A 17,229-nucleotide genomic window follows, 5' to 3' on the forward strand; every position below is an offset into this window, starting at 1 on the left:
CGGGCTTCGTCGGCGCCCCCGGCCGGGTTTCCTCGGCCCCGTCCCGCCCGAATACCATCGCCGCACTGGCCCGCCGTACTCGGAGGTTGTGTCGTGACCGCTCTCGTCTCGCTCGACGGTCCCGTCCCGGATCGACCCGACGCGGTGACCGTCGCCGGCGAGGCGATGTCGCGGGAGGCGTTGTTCGGGGCCGCCGGGGCGCTCGCGGATCGGATCGCGGGGGCGCCCGCGGTCGCGGTCCGCGCGGGGGCGGAGCAGGGCACGGTGGTCGCGGTGCTGGCCGGGCTGCTCGCGGGGGTGCCGGTGGTGCCGGTGCCGCCGGATTCGGGTCCGCTGGAGCGCGCGCACATCCTGTCCGACTCCGGGGCCGCGCTGCTGCTTTCGCCCGGCCCGTGGACGGACTCCGGACTGCCCACGATGCCGATCGACCTCACGGCGCGCTCGGCGGGCACGCACACGCAGCCGGCGCCGGACGCGATCGGGCTGATCCTGTACACCAGCGGCACGACGGGGGCGCCCAAGGGCGTGCTGATCCCGCACTCGGCGATCGCGGCGGGCCTGGACGGGATCGCCGACGCGTGGGCGTGGACGTCGGACGACGTACTGGTGCACGGCCTCCCGCTGTTCCACGTGCACGGCCTGATCCTGGGCGTGCTCGGCGCGCTGCGCACCGGTTCGCGGCTGGTACACACCGGGCGGCCGACCCCCGAGGCGTACGCGCGGGCGGGCGGCAGCCTGTACTTCGGGGTGCCGACGGTGTGGTCGCGGATCGCGCAGGACCCGGACGCGGCCAAGGCGTTGGCCGGCGCGCGGCTGCTGGTGTCCGGGAGCGCGCCGCTGCCGATCCCGGTGTTCGAGCGGGTCGCGGAGCTCACCGGGCACCGGCCGATCGAGCGGTACGGGATGACCGAGACGTTGATCACGCTCAGCACCCGGGCCGACGGCGAGCGCAGGCCCGGGTTCGTCGGGCTGCCGATCACCGGCGTGGAGACCCGCCTGGTCGGCGAGGACGGCGCGCGCTGTCCGCACGACGGCGAGACCGTGGGCGAGTTGCAGGTCCGGTCGGCGACGGTGTTCCAGGGCTACCTCAATCTCCCCGAGGCGACCGCCGAGACGATGACCGCCGACGGCTGGTTCCGCACCGGCGACGTCGCGGCGATCGGCGCCGACGGCTGGCACCGGATCGTCGGCCGGGCCTCCACCGACCTGATCAAGACCGGCGGCTACCGGGTCGGCGCGGGTGAGGTCGAGGGCGCGCTGCTCACCCACCCGGCGGTCCGCGAGGCGGCCGTGGTCGGCGCCCCGCACGCCGACCTGGGCCAGGAGATCGTCGCCTACGTGGTGTGCGACGGCGAGGTGAGCGAGCGTCAGCTGATCGACCACGTCGCCCGCGGGCTGTCCGCGCACAAGCGCCCGCGACGCGTGGTGTTCGTCGCCGAACTGCCCCGTAACGCGATGGGCAAGGTACAGAAGAAGCTGCTGGTCAATTGAGCAGCGGCGCCAATCCGGCCGGGGACAGCGCGTGTTCGAGCGCGAGCGCGGTCGCGCCGACGATCGCGGCCTGATCGCCGAGCGCGCCCGCCTCGATCCGCAGCGAACGGGTCGCCAGCGGCAGCACGCCGCGGTAGACGACCGCCTTGATCTCGGCGAGCAGGTCCTCGGCGAGGGCGTCGAACGCGCCGCCGATCACGATCCGGCCCGGGTTGTGGAAGCTCACCACCGCCGCGAGCACCTCGCCGAGCCGGCGCCCGGCGATCCGGACCGCGCGGCGCGCGGTGGCGTTGCCCTCCAGGGCCAGTCGGGCGATGTCCCGACTGTTGGTCACATCCAGTCCCTGCGCCCGTAGTTCGCGCACGAGCGCGGCCCCCGAGGCGACCGCCTCGACACAGCCGGTCTTGCCGCAATGGCACACGGTGTTCTCGTGGCCGGGCAGCCGGATGTGCCCGATGTCGCCGGCCGCGCCGTCGGTACCGCGGTAGAGACGGCCGGCGGTGACGATCCCGCAGCCGATCCCGGTGCCGATCTTGATGTAGAGCAGGTTGGCCACGTCGCGGTGGTGCCGGTGCTCGCCCAGCGCCATCACGTTGACGTCGTTGTCGACCAGGATCGGCACGCCCGGGAAGCCGCCGAGCAGTTCGGGCACACACGCGCCGTCCCAGCCGGACATGATCGGCGGACGCACCACCGTCCCGGTGGAGAACTCGACCGGACCCGGCACCCCGATCCCGATCCCGCGCACGTCCGCGGCGGGCCGGCGGACCCCGGCGAGGAGTTGGTCGAAGCCCTCGCGGACGTGCCGCAGGACGGCGGTGGGGCCCGCGTCGATGTCGATGTCGGACCCCGCCCGCAGCAGCGTGTTGCCGCCGAGGTCGGAGACCGCCAGCAGGCAGTGCGTGGCGCCGAGGTCGGCGGCGAGCAGCACGCCGGCCGCCGGGTCCACCGACAGCATCGTCGGCGGCCGACCGCCGTCCGAGCGGCCGTTGCCGTGCTCGATCAACAGGCCCAGGTCGATCAGTCGGCCGATCCGCTGCGTGACGGTGGTCCGGGAGACCCCGGTGGCCGCCGCCAACTCGGTTCGGGTCGTCGCCCGCCCGCTTCCGACGAGTGTCACCAGCGTGCTCATGCCCTCGAGCTCTCGGCGTCCCTGCACTACCCCTCCGAGCGTCCTATCTGACGATCCGTCATCATCCGTCACACTACGAGGCGTTCAGACTTATGTCCAGATCGGAAATAAGTTCCAACCGTATTGCGCACAACTGACGGGTGCTCGAAGCTTCCTTGAACGCGAGGCCGGCACGGACCGAACGCAGGATCGGTCCGGTGATGGGCGAGCCCTGGAGGAAGTCGTGGCGGGACAACGGCGGATCGGCGTCGGGATGGTCGGCCACGGCTTCATGGGCAGAGCGCACACCCACGCCTGGCACACCGTCGCCCGGCACTTCGGGGTGCCGCTCCTGCCCGACTTCACCGCCGGTCTCCAGGGCCGGCTCGCGCTCGACGCGGCGCTGCCCAGCACCGGTCACGGCACCCGGCAGGACGTCCCGGAGGCCGGCGAATCGACGCGTACCTTCGAGAGGAGCACCATATGAGTCGCCCGTTCACCCTGTTCACCGGCCAGTGGGCCGATCTTCCGCTCGAGGAGGTGGCCCGGCTCGCCGCCGAGTGGGGCTACGACGGCCTGGAGATCGCCTGCTCCGGCGACCACTTCGAGGTCCGGCGCGCCCTCGCCGAGCCCGACTACGTGGCCGGCCGGCACGCGCTGCTCAAGCGATACGGCCTCTCCTGCTGGGCGATCTCGAACCACCTGGTCGGGCAGGCGGTCTGCGACCACGTGATCGACGAGCGGCACGAGGCGATCCTGCCCGCGCACGTGTGGGGCGACGGCGACCCCGAGGGCGTGCGGGGCCGCGCCGCCGAGGAGATGATCGCGACCGCGCGGGCGGCCCGCGCCTTCGGCGTGGACACCGTGATCGGCTTCACCGGCTCGCCGATCTGGCACACCGTGGCCATGTTCCCGCCGGTGCCGGCCGCCCGGATCGCCGCCGGCTACGCGGAGTTCGCGGCTCGGTGGACGCCGATCCTGGACGTGTTCGCGGAGTGCGGCGTGCGGTTCGCCCTCGAAGTGCACCCGAGCGAGATCGCGTACGACCACTACACGACGGCCGCGACGCTCGACGCGATCGATGGGCATCCCGCGTTCGGGCTCAACTTCGACCCGAGCCACATGATCTGGCAACAGATCGACCCCGTGCAGTTCCTGCTCGACTTCAAGGACCACATCCTGCATGTGGACTGCAAGGACACCAAGACCCGGTTCGACGGCCGCACCGGCCGGCTCGGCTCGCACCTGCCGTGGGGCGACCCGCGCCGCGGCTGGGACTTCGTGTCGGCGGGCCGCGGCGACGCCCCGTGGGAGGCGATCTTCCGCACGCTCACCGCGATCGGCTACACCGGGCCGATCTCGATCGAGTGGGAGGACGCCGGGATGGACCGGCTGCGCGGCGCCCCGGAGGCGCTCGCCCGACTGCGCGACTTCGACTTCGACCCGCCGAGCGTGTCCTTCGACGCGGCCTTCTCGCGGCGGCGCGACGCCGATTCGACTCGGGACCAGGGGTGATCGGCGTGACCGGAGGCGACGCGACCGGATTGGGCGTCGTCGACTGCGGCAAGGATGCGCGCCGCCAGGGCGTTCGTCGCGACGTCGGTCGCTCCGCTGTACCGCTGACAGCGCCACATCCGGGACGTGCTCACGCTCGACGGAGTCGTCTCGTGTGACGAAGGTCCCTCGCGTCGATGGGTTCTGATGCCTCGTCAGCCCCGGCGGGCGATCAGGGTCGTCTCCGGGAGGCGAATCAGGGGGATGCGGCGGGTGGTGCGGGTTTGGTAGTTGTTGTAGTAGTCGCGGTCGGCGGTGAGGCCGGCCCACGTCTTGGTGTACTCGTCGCCGTCGAGGATCTCGGCGGTGCTCCAGAACGTGGCGCCCTGGACGCGCACGAGCAACTGCGGGTTGGCCGTGCGGTCGGTCAGGTTCACGTACCACGACGGGTGCTTTGCCGCGCCCGCGAACGACCCGACCACGATGCGGTGGCCGTCCTCGTCCGCCCAGAACGGCAGCGCGACCTTGTGCAGCCTGCCGCTCTTGCGGCCGACGGTGTGCAGCAGGACGTGGTTCATCCCCGCCAGGTGCCAGACGTCGTCACCGTCCGACTGCTCCATCTGTGAGACGTGCTCCTTGGTGAAGAGGACGATCTCCTCGGGCGAGGGCTCGATGAACTCGTCGTTCTTCTGTTCCACCATGATCGTTCTCCAGGGAGCGCACGTGCGGCAATTCGGTTGCGCGACTCTAGCCGCGACCTCGCCAACCATCAATGCTCACGTGGTCGGCATTCCGACCGCCGGGGCGCACACGTGCCCGTCATCACATCGTTACGGCCCGATCGCAGTGCGTCCGCGCTCGTAGGATCGCCGACACGTCGAAGGAGGCAACGAACCATGGGCACAAGGCGTTTCGTGGTGGTCAGCGGGGGCGGCAGCGGGATCGGACGGGCCATCGCGCGCGCGTTCGCCGACCGCGGGGACCACGTGACCGTGCTCGGCCGCCGACCCGAACCGATCGCGGCGGTGGCGAAGGAGATCGGCGGCGCCGCGCTGGCCCTGGACCTGACCGACCCGCACGCGGTCGAGCGCGCCCGCGCGGAGCTGCCCGAACACGTGGACGTCCTGGTCAACAACGCCGGTCAGCGCATGCCGCTGCCGACCGAGCCGGGCCTGGCCGCGATCGCCGACCACTGGCGCCGGATGTACGACCACATCGTGCTGCCCGCCGTGCTGCTGACCGAGGCGCCGCTTCCCCGGCTGGCCCGCCCGGGCGGACGGATCGTGTCGATCGGCTCGACCGCGGGCCTGCGCGGCAACAACGCGTACGGCGCCGCGAAGGCCGCGATCCACACCTGGAACCACACCCTCGCCACCCGGGTCGGCCCCGACGGCATCACCGCCAACGTGGTGATCCCGGGCTACATCGCCGACACCGAGTTCGCCTTCGACATGGTCCAGGACGCCGCCGAGCACGCCCGCCGGGCCGAGACCACCCTGGTCAAGCGCGTGGGCCGGCCCGAGGACGTCGCCGCGGCGGTCGTGTTCGTCGCCTCCCCCGAAGCCGGCTACATCTGCGGCGAGTTCGTCAACGTCAGCGGCGGCCACGTCCTGGGTCGCTGAAGGGGTCGCTGGACGGGGTCGCCGAGGGAAGTCGCCGAGGTGTCGCCGAGGTGTCGCCGACCCGGCGTCAGGGCCGGGTGAACGCCGGGCTGTTGCTGTCCGCCGGCAGCGCCTCCAGCGGCTCGGCGATCTCCGCGTGGGTCGGCCCGACCCGCGCCGCGAGCGCGTCCAGCGCCGCCAGGTCGAACCCGTACAGGTCGGCCGCGTTGCCGGCCAGGATCGCGCGCAGTTCGGCGGGCGAGGCGTCGTGGAACGAACGGCGCAGAGCCTCCCGCGTGTACGGGTAGGTGCCCTCGTCGTGCGGGTAGTCCGCGCCCCACATGTACCGGTCCACGCCCAGTTCGTGCCGGGCCGCCGCCTCGGTCGGCGACGGGAAGCTCGCGCCGACCCGACAGTTGCGGGCGAAGTAGGCGCTCGGCGGCTCGGGCAGCCGGTCGGCCTCGGTGTACTTGAGCTCACCGATCCGACCGGACGCCATCTGCGCGTGGTAGCCGTCCAACTGCCGCAGCACCGGCGGGATCCAGGCCGCGCCCTGCTCGGTGATCGCGAACTTCAGCCGGGGAAAGCGCGCGAACGCCCCCGACAGCAGCATGTGGGTCAGCGGCCGGCGGGAGAACAGCGTGGCCTCGGCGATCCACAGGAACGTCGAGGCGGGGTAGGGCCCGTAGTCCGGGCTGCCCGATCCCCCGTGGTTGACCACCGCCAACTCCAGGTCCTGGCAGACCTCCCACAACCGGTCCCACTCCGGCGCGTACAGCGGCAGGATGCCGGCCACGTCCGGCGGCGTGGTCGGGATCAGGATGCCCGCGAGCCCGTTCTCCCGGGCCCACACCGCTTCCGCGATCGCGTCGTCGATGTTGTTCAGGAACACCTGGGCAAGTCCCGCCCGACGAACGGAGTTCGCGCCGCCGCACCACTGGGCCAGCCACCGGTTGTGCGCCCGGATCCCGGCGAGGCGCCGGGCGTACGAGCGTTCCGACGGCGGCCGCGCGAGCAGTTGCCCGGTGGGGAAGAACGGCGGGACGGTGTTGGGGAACACCACCTCGGCGACGATCCCGTCCGCCTCCAGCTCGGCGATCCGCCGGTCGTCGTCCCAGTTGCGGGTCCGCCGATCCCCCTGGAGGTCACGGAACGGATTCCGGTACCTGTCCCGCCACGCGTCGAACTCGTCGCGCCACGCCGGGTCCAGGAACTCGCGGTAGGTGTCCATCCCGGCACCGGCGTGCCCGTCCGCCGAGATGATCGTGTAACGGCGGTCCGTCGCGGAAGTCGCGGAGGTCACCGGGGCCACGGCAGCCACCGCCCTCACTCCCCGCCCAGCTTGAAGACCCGCATGGCGTTCTCCCGCAGGAACTTCGCCCGCACCTCGGGCTTGAACGGCACGTTCGGCAGCTCGCGGAAGATCCGCTCCAGGGACAGGCCCATCGGGTAGTAGCCCGCGTACATCACCTTGTCGGCGCCGCGCGTGTTCGCGTAGTCGACGATCGCCTTCGGGTAGTACTTCGGCGCGAACGCCGAGGTCATGTAGTACAGCCCCGGCCACTTGAGCATGAGCTTGACCGCGAGGTCCTCCCACGGCTCGGCGCCGTGCCGCATCACGATCCGCAGCTCCGGGAAGTCGTAACAGACCTGATCGAAGTGCATGACGTCCTGGCACGCGGAGGGCACGCGTGGGCCGGCGATACCCGCGTTGGACACGATCGGGATGTCGAGGTCGATGCACGTCTGGTAGATCGGGTAGTAGCGCCGATCGCTCACCGGCACCTGCGGATTGCAGCCCGCCGGGAAAGTGGTCACCGCGACGATGCCGTGCTCGTCGTGCGCCTGCCGGATCCGCCGGACCCCGGCGGTGATCTCGTTGGGGTCCACCTCCAGAGTGGGCCGGAACCGGGTCGGGTGCTCGGCGATCGCGCGCAGGGCGGTCTCGCCCAGGCCCACGAGCCCGATCTCGACGCCGCACGCGTCCATTTGACCGAGCGTCACCGCGACCGGGTCGACGCCCTCGTCGAGGTGGTTCGGCACGCCCTTGAACATGTACTCGGCGGGGAACTCCATCGTGCCGCTCTCCGCGTCGCGAAGCTGCGGCTTGAGGAAGTCGTAGTGGCTCTTGGCCTGTGCACTTGGGAAGCCGATCATCAGATCGACCGCCCCCGGCTCGACCGGCCCGACATCGGACATGGCAAACCCCCTGCGCCATTAAGTTGATTGACTCCAGCAACTTAACAGCAGCAGGGGGAAGGGGCCATAGCGACAGGGGCTCTCAGCGGTTGGTCATCGCCTGCTTGATCAGCGTCCGGCCGAAGTCCCACATCAGCCCGGTGCCCTTGTGCGCGTCGTCCATCACGTCCACGAAGCCCGCGACGAAGTGGTCCACGTCGTCTTGGCCGATCACATACGGCGGCAGCAGCTTGATCACGTCCATGTGATCGCCCGCGACCTGGGTCAGCACCCGGTGCCGCTGGAACATCGGCACCACCACCATCTGCGCGAACAGCCCGTGCCGGGCCGCCTGCAGCGCCGTCCAGCCCGCGCGCAGCTTGAGCGAGCGCGGCTTGCCGAACTCCAGGCCGATCATCAGGCCGCGCCCGCGCACCTGCGCGAACAGCTCGTACTTGTCGATCAGCGGGGTCAGCCCGGCGACGAACGCGTCGCCCATCCGCGCGCAGTTGCCGATCAGGTCCTCGTCGTCCAGGACCGCCAGGGTGGCCAGACCCGCCGCCATCGCCTGGTTGTTGCCGCCGAAGGTGCAGTCGTGCACCAGCACGCGGTCCATCGTCGAGTAGACCTTCTTGAACACCCAGTCGCGGGCCAGCGTCGCGCCGATCGGCACGTAACCGCCGGACAGCGCCTTCGCGACCGTGACGATGTCCGGCTCGACGCCGTCCTCCCACTGGTACGCGAAGAACTTCCCGGTGCGACCCATCCCGGTCTGCACCTCGTCCGCGATCAGCAGCGCGCCGTGCTCGCGCAGCAGCTTCTGCGCGGCGGCCAACCAGCCGGGCGGTGGCACGTGCACGCCCTTGCCCAGGATCGGCTCGATGATCAGCGCCGCGACGTCGCCGCGCTTCAACTCCCGGGCCAGCGCGTCCAGATCGCCCAGCTTGATGCCCACGTCGGGCAGCAGCGGCTCGAACCCCTTGCGGAACTCGGCCGCGCCGTTGACCGACAGCGCGCCGGTGGTCAGCCCGTGGAAGGCGTGGTCGATGTAGACGATCCGGCGCCGCCCGGTGGCGAAGCGGGCGAACTTGAGCGCGGCCTCGACCGCCTCGGTGCCGCTGTTGCAGAAGTACACCCGGTCCAGGCCCGGCGCCCGCGCGAGCAGCCGGTCGGCCAGCGCGGCGGCCAGCGGCGGGGTGTGGAAGTGCACGATGTCGGGCAGGTCGAGGGCGATCACGTCCTGCATCGCCTTGCGCACCACGGGATGGTGCCGGCCCACGCCGTAGGTGCCGAACCCGGACAGGAAATCCAGGTACCGATCGCCCTTGTCGTCGTACAGGTACGGGCCCGCGGCGCGGACGTAGTCGCGGTCCATGCCGATTGTCCGCAGCACGCGCGGGAGTTGCGGGTTGAGGTGCTTCGCGTGCAGCTCGAAGCTGCGGTCCGCGTACTCCTCGTACGTCTCACCCAGGTCGAACGTCATGGCCCGCCGTACCTCCTGACTTGGTTCGCTCGTCGTTGGCCCAGTCAAGCAGGGCCGGGGTCGCGTGGCGCAGCGTCCTGAACGCCCGGAAACCGTCCACCAGCAGCCGGGGCCGCAGGAGTTCGCGCTCCGGGGTGTCGGTGATCACCCGCACGACCCCGGCCGGCCGAGCGCCGACCGCCGCGAGCAGGTGCACGGACTCCATGTCCGCCGCCAGCACGCCGCGCTCGCGCAGCGCCTGCCGGGCCCGACCCTTGACCAGTTTGTCCACGGTCTCGATCGGACCGTGATGCAGCCTCAGCTTCGGCGAGACCCGACGCATCCACTCCAACAGGATGGGCGAGGTCGGCAGTTCGACCACGGTCCCGTCGGGACCGCGCACCTCGGAGGCCACCACCACGTCGCCGACGTCCACGCCCTCGCCCACGCCCGCGCCGAAGCCGGCGACCGCCAGCGAGCCGTACGCCTCGGCCGGGAGCGCGGACAAGGCCCGCGCACGAGCGCGAGCCTTGTCCGGTCCCATCCCCGAGCGCACCACGCGCACGTTGAACGCGCCCATCAGCCCCGCTTCGGCCGCGCGCATCTCGAGCCGCAGCGGGGTGACCACCATCAGGGGCATGGATCAGCCTGTCGTCTTGGCGTACCGGCCGAGCGCCATCACGGGGAAGACGAGCCGGTACATGTGGTACTTGATGTAGAAGTCGCCGGGGAAGCCGGTGCCGGTGAACTGCGGCTCGTCCCAACCGCCGAGCGCGTTCTGATGGTCGGTCAGCCACGTGATGCCACGCTGCGCGACCTCCCCGAACTCGCCCGCCGCGTGCAGCGCGAGCAGCGCCCACGCGGTCTGCGACGCGGTCGAATCGCCGCGCCCCGACCACGCCTGGGCCTGATCGTAGCTGCGCAGGTCCTCGCCCCAGCCGCCGTCCGGGTTCTGCCGGGCCGCCAGCCAGCGCACCGCGCGCCGGATCGCCGCGTGCCGCGGGTCCACGCCGGCCGTCACCAGGGCCGGCACCACAGCGCCGGTGCCGTAGATGTAGTTCGCGCCCCAGCGGCCGAACCACGAACCGTCGGCCTCCTGATGGTCCATCAGCCACTTGACGCCGTCCACGACGTACGAGCTGTAGCGCGCGCCGCCGTCCGCGAGCATCTCCACGATGTGCGCGGTCACGTCGGCCGACGGCGGGTCGGTGACCGCGCCGAAATCACAGAACGGCAGCTTGAGCGGGAGCGTGCTGACGTTGTCGGCGTCGAACGCGCCCCAGCCGCCGTCCTTGCTGCGCATCCCGGCGGTCCACCGCTCGGCCCGGTCCAGGACCGCGTCCTTGCGCGCGCCGTCCGGGTGGTCGGCGTACCGCAGGGCCATCACGATCTCGGCGGTGTCGTCGGTGTCCGGGTAGTAGTCGTTGGCGAACTCGAAGGCCCAGCCGCCGGGTTCCAGGTCGGGCCGACGCACGGCCCAGTCGCCGACCTCGCGGACCTCCTCGTCCATCAGCCACTCGGCGGCCTTGACCACCCTCGGGTCCGCGGCCGGAACGCCCGCGTCGCGCAACGCGACCAGGGTCAGTCCGGTGTCCCACACCGGCGACTGGCACGCCTCGAACCGGCGCCGCAGCTCGCCGTCCTCGTCGGTGTCCACGATCGTGAACCCGTCCAGGCCCTTGATGCCCTGCGCCATCACGGGGTGGTTGAGCGGATAGCCCATCAGGCGCAGCGCGATCAGCGAGTAGACCCACGGCGGCTGGATGCCGCCCCAGCCGCCGTCGGCCTCCTGGCGCTCGATGATCCACTGCACGGCCTTGCGGCGCGCGGCCTGCCGGATCGGCTTGATCGGGTGCTTCTGGTATTGGTGCAGCCCGGCGTCGAGCGCGCGAAACGCCTTCGACCACGGGTCGTCGGCCTCGACTCGGGCGCGCACCGCGCCGGTGGGGCGCAGTTCGGCGAGCCCGAACGGCGCGGGCCGCACCGGGCGCAGCGAGCTGACGATGGTCAGCGGCACGATGGTCTGCCGGGCCCAGCACGCGAAGTCGTAGACGTTGAGCGGGAACCACTTGGGCAGGAAGATGATCTCCGGCGGCAGCACCGGCAGGTCGTCCCACGACCACCAGCCGAAGAACGCGAGCCAGAACCGGGTGAACACGCGGGTGTTCGCGATCCCGCCGCCGCTGCGGATGAATTCCGCCGCGGCGGCCATGTGTTTGGCGTTCGGGTCGTCGCCGGCGAGCTTGAGCGCGACGTACGCCTCGACCGTGACGGACAGGTTGCCGGGACCGCCGTGGAACGTCGCCCAGGTGCCGTCCTCGCGCTGGTTGGCGCGGATCCAGCGGGCGCCGGCCTCGGTCTGTTCGGCGGTGCGGATGCCGAGGAACTCCCGGAAGAGCATGTCCTCGGCGTCCATCGTCACATTGGTCTCGAGCTCGCCTTTCCACCAGCCCGCATCGTCCTGAAGCTCCATCAGATGTGCGACGGCCTTGTCGAGCGCGTCCCTGACCCTGTCGTCGTCGACGTCGTCGATTCCCGCTGGGACGGTCACTGTCATCTGTTCACAACTCCCGAGTGGTGGTGAAGGCCGCGAGAGAGGTCAGGTCCGTATAGGTACCTTGCGGGACGTCCAGGGAATCCAGGCGGGCCATGGCCTGCTCCAGGTGCCGTGACGCCTCGGCCTCGGTGCGGGCCCGGCCGCCCGCTTCCTCGACGAGGCGTGCGGCCAGCGCGAGTCCCTCCTCGTTGCGCGGTCCTTCGTCGGTGTAGATGCGCGCCAGCTCGCGTCCTGCCGCCGTGTCGCTCGAGAGGGCGGCGACGACGGGCACGGACTTCTTGCGCCGGCGCAGGTCGTTCCAGGCCGGTTTGCCGGTGATCTCGGGGCGTCCCCAGATTCCGAGCAGGTCGTCGACGGCCTGGAAGGCGACGCCGAGGTGGTGCCCGAAGCCGTACAGCGCCTGCACGGTGCGCTCGTCGGCGCCCGCGAGGGCCGCCCCGATCGCGGACGAGCAGGCGAGCAGGGCCCCGGTCTTGTTGCCCGCCATCGTCAGGCACTCGTCGACGGTGACGTCGAGTCGGGCCTCGAAGGACAGATCCTGGGACTGGCCGTCGATGAGCCGTGCGGTGGCCTCGGTGAGCAGGCGGGCGGCCCGGTCGCCGTCGGCGTCGTCGGCGTCCATCAGGACCTGTTCGGCGAGCACGAGCAGGCCGTCGCCGGCGAGCACGGCGAGGCCGGGGCCGAAGACCTTCCACGCGGTGGGCCGGTGTCGCCGCTCCTCGTCGCCGTCCATGAGGTCGTCGTGGATCAGCGAGAAGTTGTGCACGAGCTCGACCGCGACGGCGCCGGGAACGCCGATCCCGGTCGGCGCGCCGACCGCCTCCGCCGAGAGCAGCGCGAGGGCGGGGCGCAGCGCCTTGCCTCCGTTGCCGGGCAGTTCGCGACCCGCCTCGTCGGCCCACCCCATGTGGTACGCGGCCACGCGGGCCAGGGGCGGCTCGAGTCGGGCGGTCGCGACGCGCAGCGCGGGGCGGCTCGCCTCGCGCGCGCGATCGAGCACGGCGGGGGCGATCGATGCGTCGGCGAGCGTCATAGCGGCGTCGTCCTCTCCGGGATGGCACGGGTGCGGCCGAGATGCGGGAGGGCCTCGTGAGCGGCGGAGCGGCCGCTGCGAACGGCGCCCTCCATCGTCGCGGGCCATCCGGTGGCGGTCCACGCTCCGGCCAGGGCGAGGCCGGGAATCGCGGTACGGGGGCCGGGGCGGAGCCGTCCCGAACCGGGGGCGGGGCGGAAGGTCGCCGCCCGCTCCTTGGTGACGACGAACCGTTCGATCCGCGCGTCCCCGGCCGCGGGCAGCACCCGGGCCAGCTCCGGGACGAACCTATCCCGCAGTTGCGCGCTCGTCAGGTCGATTTCGTGACCCGCCGCGGACAGCGAGACGGCGACGTAGCGGCCCGCTTCGAGTCCGTGTCCGGCGCTGCGGTCGAACATCCATTGGACCGGGCCGCCGATGCCGGCGGCGAGCGGCACGTCCAGCACGGGGCGATCGTAGACGACGTGCAGGTTCACGATCGGCGACGTGCCCAGTCCGGCGAGCAGGGTCGGGTCGGCGCGGACGCCCTCCAGGAGCAGCGCGCCCGCGGGCAGCAGCCGCGCCGCGTCGTAGTGCGGTACCGCGAGTACGACCGCGTCGGCCTCGATGCGTTCGCCGTCCGCGGCGATCGTGAAGCCGTCCGCGCACGTGTCGAGCGCGTCCACGCGGGCCCGCAGGCGCACCCGTACACCCGCGCGCGCCAGGGCGCGGGTCGCGGCGTCGCCGTGCAGCTCCTGGAGCGGGACCAGGCTCCACCCGATGTCGGCGCCGTCGTTGCGGTCGAGCACGCCGGTGCGGAAGACCTTGACGGCCATCCCGAGCGAGGCCTCGGTCGCGGGCAGGTTGAGCGTCGCGATCCCGATCAGGTCCCACATCGCCTCGTGCTCGCGGGCGGTGACCCCGAACCGGTCGAGCCACGCGGCGAAGGTGAGTTCGTCCAGGGCCGGGTCGGTGGGGTCCAGGCGACGCAGCGCGAGGGCCGCGAGGCCGACCCTGGCCCGGCCGGCCATGGTCAGCAGCGGGTAGCGGGCGAGTGCCGAGGACAGGTGGAACGGCGCCGGCAGCGCGGACCGGGTCAGCCGGGTCCGGGTCCCCCACGTGGTCCGCACGGGCACGTCCAGGCGGGGCTGGAGGTAGACCTTGTCGGCGCTGCCGATCCGCTCCAGGAAGGAGATGTATTCCGTGCAGCAGCGCAGGAAGACGTGCTGCCCGTTGTCCAGCCACATGTCGTCGCGGCGCAGCGAGAACGTCGCGCCCCCGAGCCTGGGCCGGCCCTCGAGGAGCGTGACCTCGACGCCGGCGTCGGCGGCGGTCAGCGCGGCGGTGATGCCCGCCAGGCCGCCCCCGATCACCACCATGCGTGCGCTCATGCCTTGCTCCGTACCCACTGATCAATCCCTGTACCGGCCCCTGCGACCGGCGTGTCGCTCCGGCCGTCGGCCGGTCATCGTCGTGCGCTCACCGCCTGCGCGCGAGCGGCGAGTGCGCGCCGACCGGGAGGCCGGCCAGTGCGCGCGCGGCGATCTCGGCCTTCTCCCAGTTCGGCAGCGACAGCCGCCCCATGAGCACCTGGCCGGGCTCCTCCAGGATCCTGGTCAGCAGCCGCCGGTAGATGCCGGCCATCGCTCCGGTGCTGGCGGCGCTGCGCCGGTCCAGCAGCGGGAGCAGGGTCAGCCCCCGCTCGAAGAGCTGCTCGGCGCGTTCGCCCTCGAACCGGACGAGGTCGTCGAAGGCCGCGCTCTGGGTGAACCGGCCGTCCTTGTGCCAGGCGTCCTCGAGGCCGAACTTGGCCAGGTCCTCGCGGGGCAGGTAGACGCGACCGTTGTCCTTGTCCTCCTTGATGTCGCGGAGGATGTTGGTGATCTGGAGCGCGATGCCGAGCGTGTCGGCGAGGTCGGGCGCGCGCAGCGAGTCGCGCGAGCCGAAGATGCCCAGCGAGAGCCGACCCACGGTGCCCGCGACGCAGCGGCAGTAGACCCGCAACTCGTCGAAGGTCTCGTACGCGGTCTCGCGCACGTCCATCTCGACGCCGTCGATCAGCTCGTCGAGCGCCGCCAGCGGGATCGGGAACCGGGTCGCGGCATCGGCGAGCGCCGCGGCGACCGGATCCCGATCCGCCGTCAGATCCTTGAGCTGCTTGCGCATCCGGGCCAGTTCCGCGACCTTGCGATCCGCCGGCAGGTCGCCGTCGCCGATGTCGTCGATCTCTCGTGCGAAGGCGTACACGGCGCTCAGCGCGAGGCGCTTGGGTTCGGGCAGCAACCGGATGCCGTAGTAGAAGTTGCGCGCCTGATTACGGGTCAGGCGCTCGCAATACGCATACGAAGCGTCGACGTCCATGGTTCCCCTTTTACCTCTTTCGTACCAGTACGCCGGACAGCTCGCGCAGCAGGGCGGCCTTGCCGGGCTTCGCCCGATGGGCCAGGACGTCGAAGCCGACGTCCTTGATCGCGGCGACGGCCGCTCTTCCACCGGCCACGAATCCGGCGATCGCAAGGCGTTCGCGCCCTCGCAGTGTCCCCGCGAGCGGTGCGCCCGAGCGCAGCAGCAGCGTCGCGCGATGTGCCTCGTAGGCGACCAGGCGCCGGACCGCGGGCGCGGCGCGGCTCGCGGCGAGGTCGGCCTCACCGACGCCGAACCGGTCCATGTCCTCCTTGGGGAGGTAGATCCGGTCTTCCCCGAGGTCCTCGACGACGTCCTGGAGGTGCTCGACGATCTGCAGCGCGGTGCAGATCTCGTCGGAGCGCGCGATCCGCTCGTCGGTGGCCCGGCCGAAGACGTGCAGCACGATCCGGCCGACGGGGTTGGCCGACAGCGCACAGTAGTCGGCCAGGTCGGCGTAAGTCGCGTATCGGCGCACCACCTGGTCCTGCCGGTTCGCCTCGATCAGGTCCAGGAAGGGTTCGATCGGCAGATCGAGCTCGCGCACGCTCGGTTGCAGCCGGCGCAGCACCTCCAGCTTCGGGGTGCCGTCGTACACCCGACGCAGGTCCCGCTCGAAGGCGTCGAGCTGCGCGACCCGGTCCCCCTCGGCCTCGTCGCCGATGTCGTCCACGAGCCGCGCGAAGCCGTAGACGGCCAGCAGGTGCCGTCGGCGGCCGGGGCCGAGGATTCCCATCGCGACGGGAAAGTTCTCGTGGCTCGCCTGGCCCATGACCACGCCCGGGTCGATGACCGCGGCGTCGATGCCCGGCGAGTCGTCGTCGCGCGCGTCGCCGGGCGCGCGCTCAAGACCGCGGGAATCACTCCCCATATCTCTCCCTGGGCCCCCGAAAACATCCCCAACATTACAGTTGGCCAGGAATTTGTGCCGTCCCGGTCGGTCTGACGGTTCAGCTTGCCCGATCGAAGTCGGATCGATCAAGCACCGAGAACACGCGTGTCATAGCTCACCCGGACTTTTCCTTCGCGAAACACTTTTGTTATCACCGCGAACCTCTCGCGCGCCCCCGACGATCCCCGTACCACTCAGGACGTCCGGCGTGCCCCGGCGGTTTCCGGGCACCTTGGGAGGTTTCGCGACCCGCGTCCCCTCCTTGCGGAGTAGTGCGGAGTTCCGCCTTCCGCATGAGGAGTCGGGCGATTATCCGTGCGCAATGGACCAAGTGAGGTCGATAAAGCGAGTGGCCGGCGAAATGTTGATCAACTTTCCGGATTTGCGGAATACCCGGGAGGATAGCGGGTGCGCGCCGACACGCCGCCGTACACCGAATCGATACCCGAATGCGCGGACCTTCGACACGGCACCGACCCGGCGGCGACCCGACAGCGCCGCGGCGCCGACACCGCCGGTCCGACGATCCGGGACTTTGGCCCCTGCTCAGGTCGGTCGGAGCACGGCACGCTGGTGGCATGCAGGACGACACGAATCGATACCCCCGGGTGCTGGAGGACCTCACCTCCGAGGCGGCGCTCGCCCTGATGGCCTCGGTGCCGATCGGCCGGGTCGTCTTCTCGCTCGACGCGCTGCCGGCGATCCTCCCCGTGCACTTCCGCTTCGACAACGGCACGCTCGCCTTCCGGCTGGTCTCCGACCAGCGGGTGCACGCCGCGCTGCACGACTGCGTGTGCGCGTTCGAGGCCGACGACTACGACACGCGCGAGTACACCGGCTGGACCGTCACGGTCACCGGCCGGGTCATGCGCGTCGACCGCCCGGACGACGCCGGGCACCTGGCCGAGCTGCTGCCCAGGTCCTGGGACTCCGGCCACCCGCACCGGTTCTTCCGGATCACCCCGGAAATCGTCAGCGGCCGCCTGCTGCGCCCGACGGCGGCACCGATACCGGCCTAGACCGGACCG

16 protein-coding genes are annotated in these 17,229 nt (G+C 71.4%); 5 read left to right on the forward strand and 11 right to left on the reverse strand.

The features are described 5' to 3' along the window. Positions 1-93 precede the first annotated feature (93 nt). On the forward strand, positions 94-1,491 hold the full coding sequence (locus OG928_RS08075; RefSeq protein ID WP_406281005.1) for an acyl-CoA synthetase: 1,398 nt from the start codon (positions 94-96) through the stop codon (positions 1,489-1,491). Here OG928_RS08075 and OG928_RS08080 read toward each other — a convergent pair. Then, the gene (locus OG928_RS08080; protein ID WP_406281007.1) at positions 1,484-2,623 is read right to left on the reverse strand and encodes an ROK family protein; all 1,140 of its coding nucleotides are present in this window, start codon (positions 2,621-2,623) and stop codon (positions 1,484-1,486) included. The two genes, OG928_RS08075 and OG928_RS08080, sit on opposite strands and share 8 nt — an antisense overlap. 223 nt (positions 2,624-2,846) lie before the next feature. On the opposite strand from OG928_RS08080, the gene OG928_RS08085 reads away from it, so the two are divergent. Then, positions 2,847-3,089, forward strand: coding sequence for a hypothetical protein (locus OG928_RS08085; RefSeq protein ID WP_406281008.1), 243 nt, complete (start codon positions 2,847-2,849; stop codon positions 3,087-3,089). Next, on the forward strand, positions 3,086-4,117 hold the full coding sequence (locus OG928_RS08090; protein ID WP_406281010.1) for a sugar phosphate isomerase/epimerase family protein: 1,032 nt from the start codon (positions 3,086-3,088) through the stop codon (positions 4,115-4,117). The genes OG928_RS08085 and OG928_RS08090 overlap by 4 nt, the downstream gene beginning before the upstream one ends. A 194-nt stretch (positions 4,118-4,311) precedes the next feature. On the opposite strand, the gene OG928_RS08095 is transcribed toward OG928_RS08090, so the two are convergent. Next, the gene (locus tag OG928_RS08095; RefSeq protein WP_406281012.1) at positions 4,312-4,797 is read right to left on the reverse strand and encodes a nitroreductase/quinone reductase family protein; all 486 of its coding nucleotides are present in this window, start codon (positions 4,795-4,797) and stop codon (positions 4,312-4,314) included. A 195-nt stretch (positions 4,798-4,992) separates the two neighbouring features. On the opposite strand from OG928_RS08095, the gene OG928_RS08100 reads away from it, so the two are divergent. Further along, a complete protein-coding gene (locus OG928_RS08100; RefSeq protein WP_406281014.1) occupies positions 4,993-5,718 on the forward strand; it encodes an SDR family NAD(P)-dependent oxidoreductase in 726 nt (241 codons plus the stop codon). 67 nt (positions 5,719-5,785) lie between these two features. Here OG928_RS08100 and OG928_RS08105 read toward each other — a convergent pair whose 3' ends face one another. From OG928_RS08105 to hpnC, 9 genes are all read right to left on the reverse strand, one after another. Next, entirely contained in the window at positions 5,786-7,018 is a 1,233-nt protein-coding gene (locus OG928_RS08105) for an amidohydrolase family protein (protein WP_406281016.1), read from the reverse strand. 5 nt (positions 7,019-7,023) lie between these two features. Beyond that, the gene (locus OG928_RS08110; RefSeq protein WP_406281018.1) at positions 7,024-7,896 is read right to left on the reverse strand and encodes an amidohydrolase family protein; all 873 of its coding nucleotides are present in this window, start codon (positions 7,894-7,896) and stop codon (positions 7,024-7,026) included. 82 nt (positions 7,897-7,978) lie between these two features. After that, positions 7,979-9,358, reverse strand: coding sequence for an aspartate aminotransferase family protein (locus tag OG928_RS08115; RefSeq protein ID WP_406281020.1), 1,380 nt, complete (start codon positions 9,356-9,358; stop codon positions 7,979-7,981). Beyond that, positions 9,339-9,977, reverse strand: a complete 639-nt coding sequence (locus OG928_RS08120; RefSeq protein WP_406281022.1) for a 1-hydroxy-2-methyl-2-butenyl 4-diphosphate reductase — start codon at positions 9,975-9,977, stop codon at positions 9,339-9,341. The genes OG928_RS08115 and OG928_RS08120 overlap by 20 nt, the downstream gene beginning before the upstream one ends. A 3-nt stretch (positions 9,978-9,980) precedes the next feature. Continuing rightward, the gene (gene shc, locus OG928_RS08125) at positions 9,981-11,894 is read right to left on the reverse strand and encodes a squalene--hopene cyclase (protein ID WP_406281023.1); all 1,914 of its coding nucleotides are present in this window, start codon (positions 11,892-11,894) and stop codon (positions 9,981-9,983) included. A 4-nt stretch (positions 11,895-11,898) separates the two neighbouring features. Beyond that, positions 11,899-12,927: a polyprenyl synthetase family protein gene (locus OG928_RS08130; protein WP_406281025.1), complete on the reverse strand. Its 1,029-nt coding sequence runs from the start codon at positions 12,925-12,927 to the stop codon at positions 11,899-11,901. Then, a complete protein-coding gene (gene hpnE, locus OG928_RS08135; protein WP_406281027.1) occupies positions 12,924-14,297 on the reverse strand; it encodes a hydroxysqualene dehydroxylase HpnE in 1,374 nt (457 codons plus the stop codon). The genes OG928_RS08130 and hpnE overlap by 4 nt, the downstream gene beginning before the upstream one ends. 88 nt (positions 14,298-14,385) lie before the next feature. Beyond that, positions 14,386-15,267, reverse strand: coding sequence for a presqualene diphosphate synthase HpnD (gene hpnD, locus OG928_RS08140; protein ID WP_406281029.1), 882 nt, complete (start codon positions 15,265-15,267; stop codon positions 14,386-14,388). A gap of 10 nt (positions 15,268-15,277) precedes the next feature. Then, complete coding sequence (hpnC, locus tag OG928_RS08145) at positions 15,278-16,180, reverse strand: squalene synthase HpnC (protein WP_406281031.1); 903 nt, start codon at positions 16,178-16,180, stop codon at positions 15,278-15,280. 599 nt (positions 16,181-16,779) lie between these two features. Here hpnC and OG928_RS08150 point away from each other — a divergent pair. Then, positions 16,780-17,220: a pyridoxamine 5'-phosphate oxidase family protein gene (locus OG928_RS08150; protein ID WP_406281033.1), complete on the forward strand. Its 441-nt coding sequence runs from the start codon at positions 16,780-16,782 to the stop codon at positions 17,218-17,220. Positions 17,221-17,229: the final 9 nt, after the last annotated feature.

The sequence above is a fragment of the Embleya sp. NBC_00896 genome, assembly GCF_045207785.1.
Lineage (GTDB): Bacteria > Actinomycetota > Actinomycetes > Streptomycetales > Streptomycetaceae > Embleya.

Coding starts and splice junctions, on each gene's coding strand:
- OG928_RS08080 (WP_406281007.1), bottom strand. CDS start 2,623: ATGAGCACGCTGGTGACACTCGTCGGAAGCGGGCGGGCGACGACCCGA.
- OG928_RS08090 (WP_406281010.1), top strand. CDS start 3,086: ATGAGTCGCCCGTTCACCCTGTTCACCGGCCAGTGGGCCGATCTTCCG.
- OG928_RS08095 (WP_406281012.1), bottom strand. CDS start 4,797: ATGGTGGAACAGAAGAACGACGAGTTCATCGAGCCCTCGCCCGAGGAG.
- OG928_RS08100 (WP_406281014.1), top strand. CDS start 4,993: ATGGGCACAAGGCGTTTCGTGGTGGTCAGCGGGGGCGGCAGCGGGATC.
- OG928_RS08110 (WP_406281018.1), bottom strand. CDS start 7,896: ATGTCCGATGTCGGGCCGGTCGAGCCGGGGGCGGTCGATCTGATGATC.
- OG928_RS08115 (WP_406281020.1), bottom strand. CDS start 9,358: ATGACGTTCGACCTGGGTGAGACGTACGAGGAGTACGCGGACCGCAGC.
- OG928_RS08120 (WP_406281022.1), bottom strand. CDS start 9,977: ATGCCCCTGATGGTGGTCACCCCGCTGCGGCTCGAGATGCGCGCGGCC.
- shc (WP_406281023.1), bottom strand. CDS start 11,894: ATGACAGTGACCGTCCCAGCGGGAATCGACGACGTCGACGACGACAGG.
- OG928_RS08130 (WP_406281025.1), bottom strand. CDS start 12,927: ATGACGCTCGCCGACGCATCGATCGCCCCCGCCGTGCTCGATCGCGCG.
- hpnE (WP_406281027.1), bottom strand. CDS start 14,297: ATGAGCGCACGCATGGTGGTGATCGGGGGCGGCCTGGCGGGCATCACC.
- hpnD (WP_406281029.1), bottom strand. CDS start 15,267: ATGGACGTCGACGCTTCGTATGCGTATTGCGAGCGCCTGACCCGTAAT.
- hpnC (WP_406281031.1), bottom strand. CDS start 16,180: ATGGGGAGTGATTCCCGCGGTCTTGAGCGCGCGCCCGGCGACGCGCGC.
- OG928_RS08150 (WP_406281033.1), top strand. CDS start 16,780: ATGCAGGACGACACGAATCGATACCCCCGGGTGCTGGAGGACCTCACC.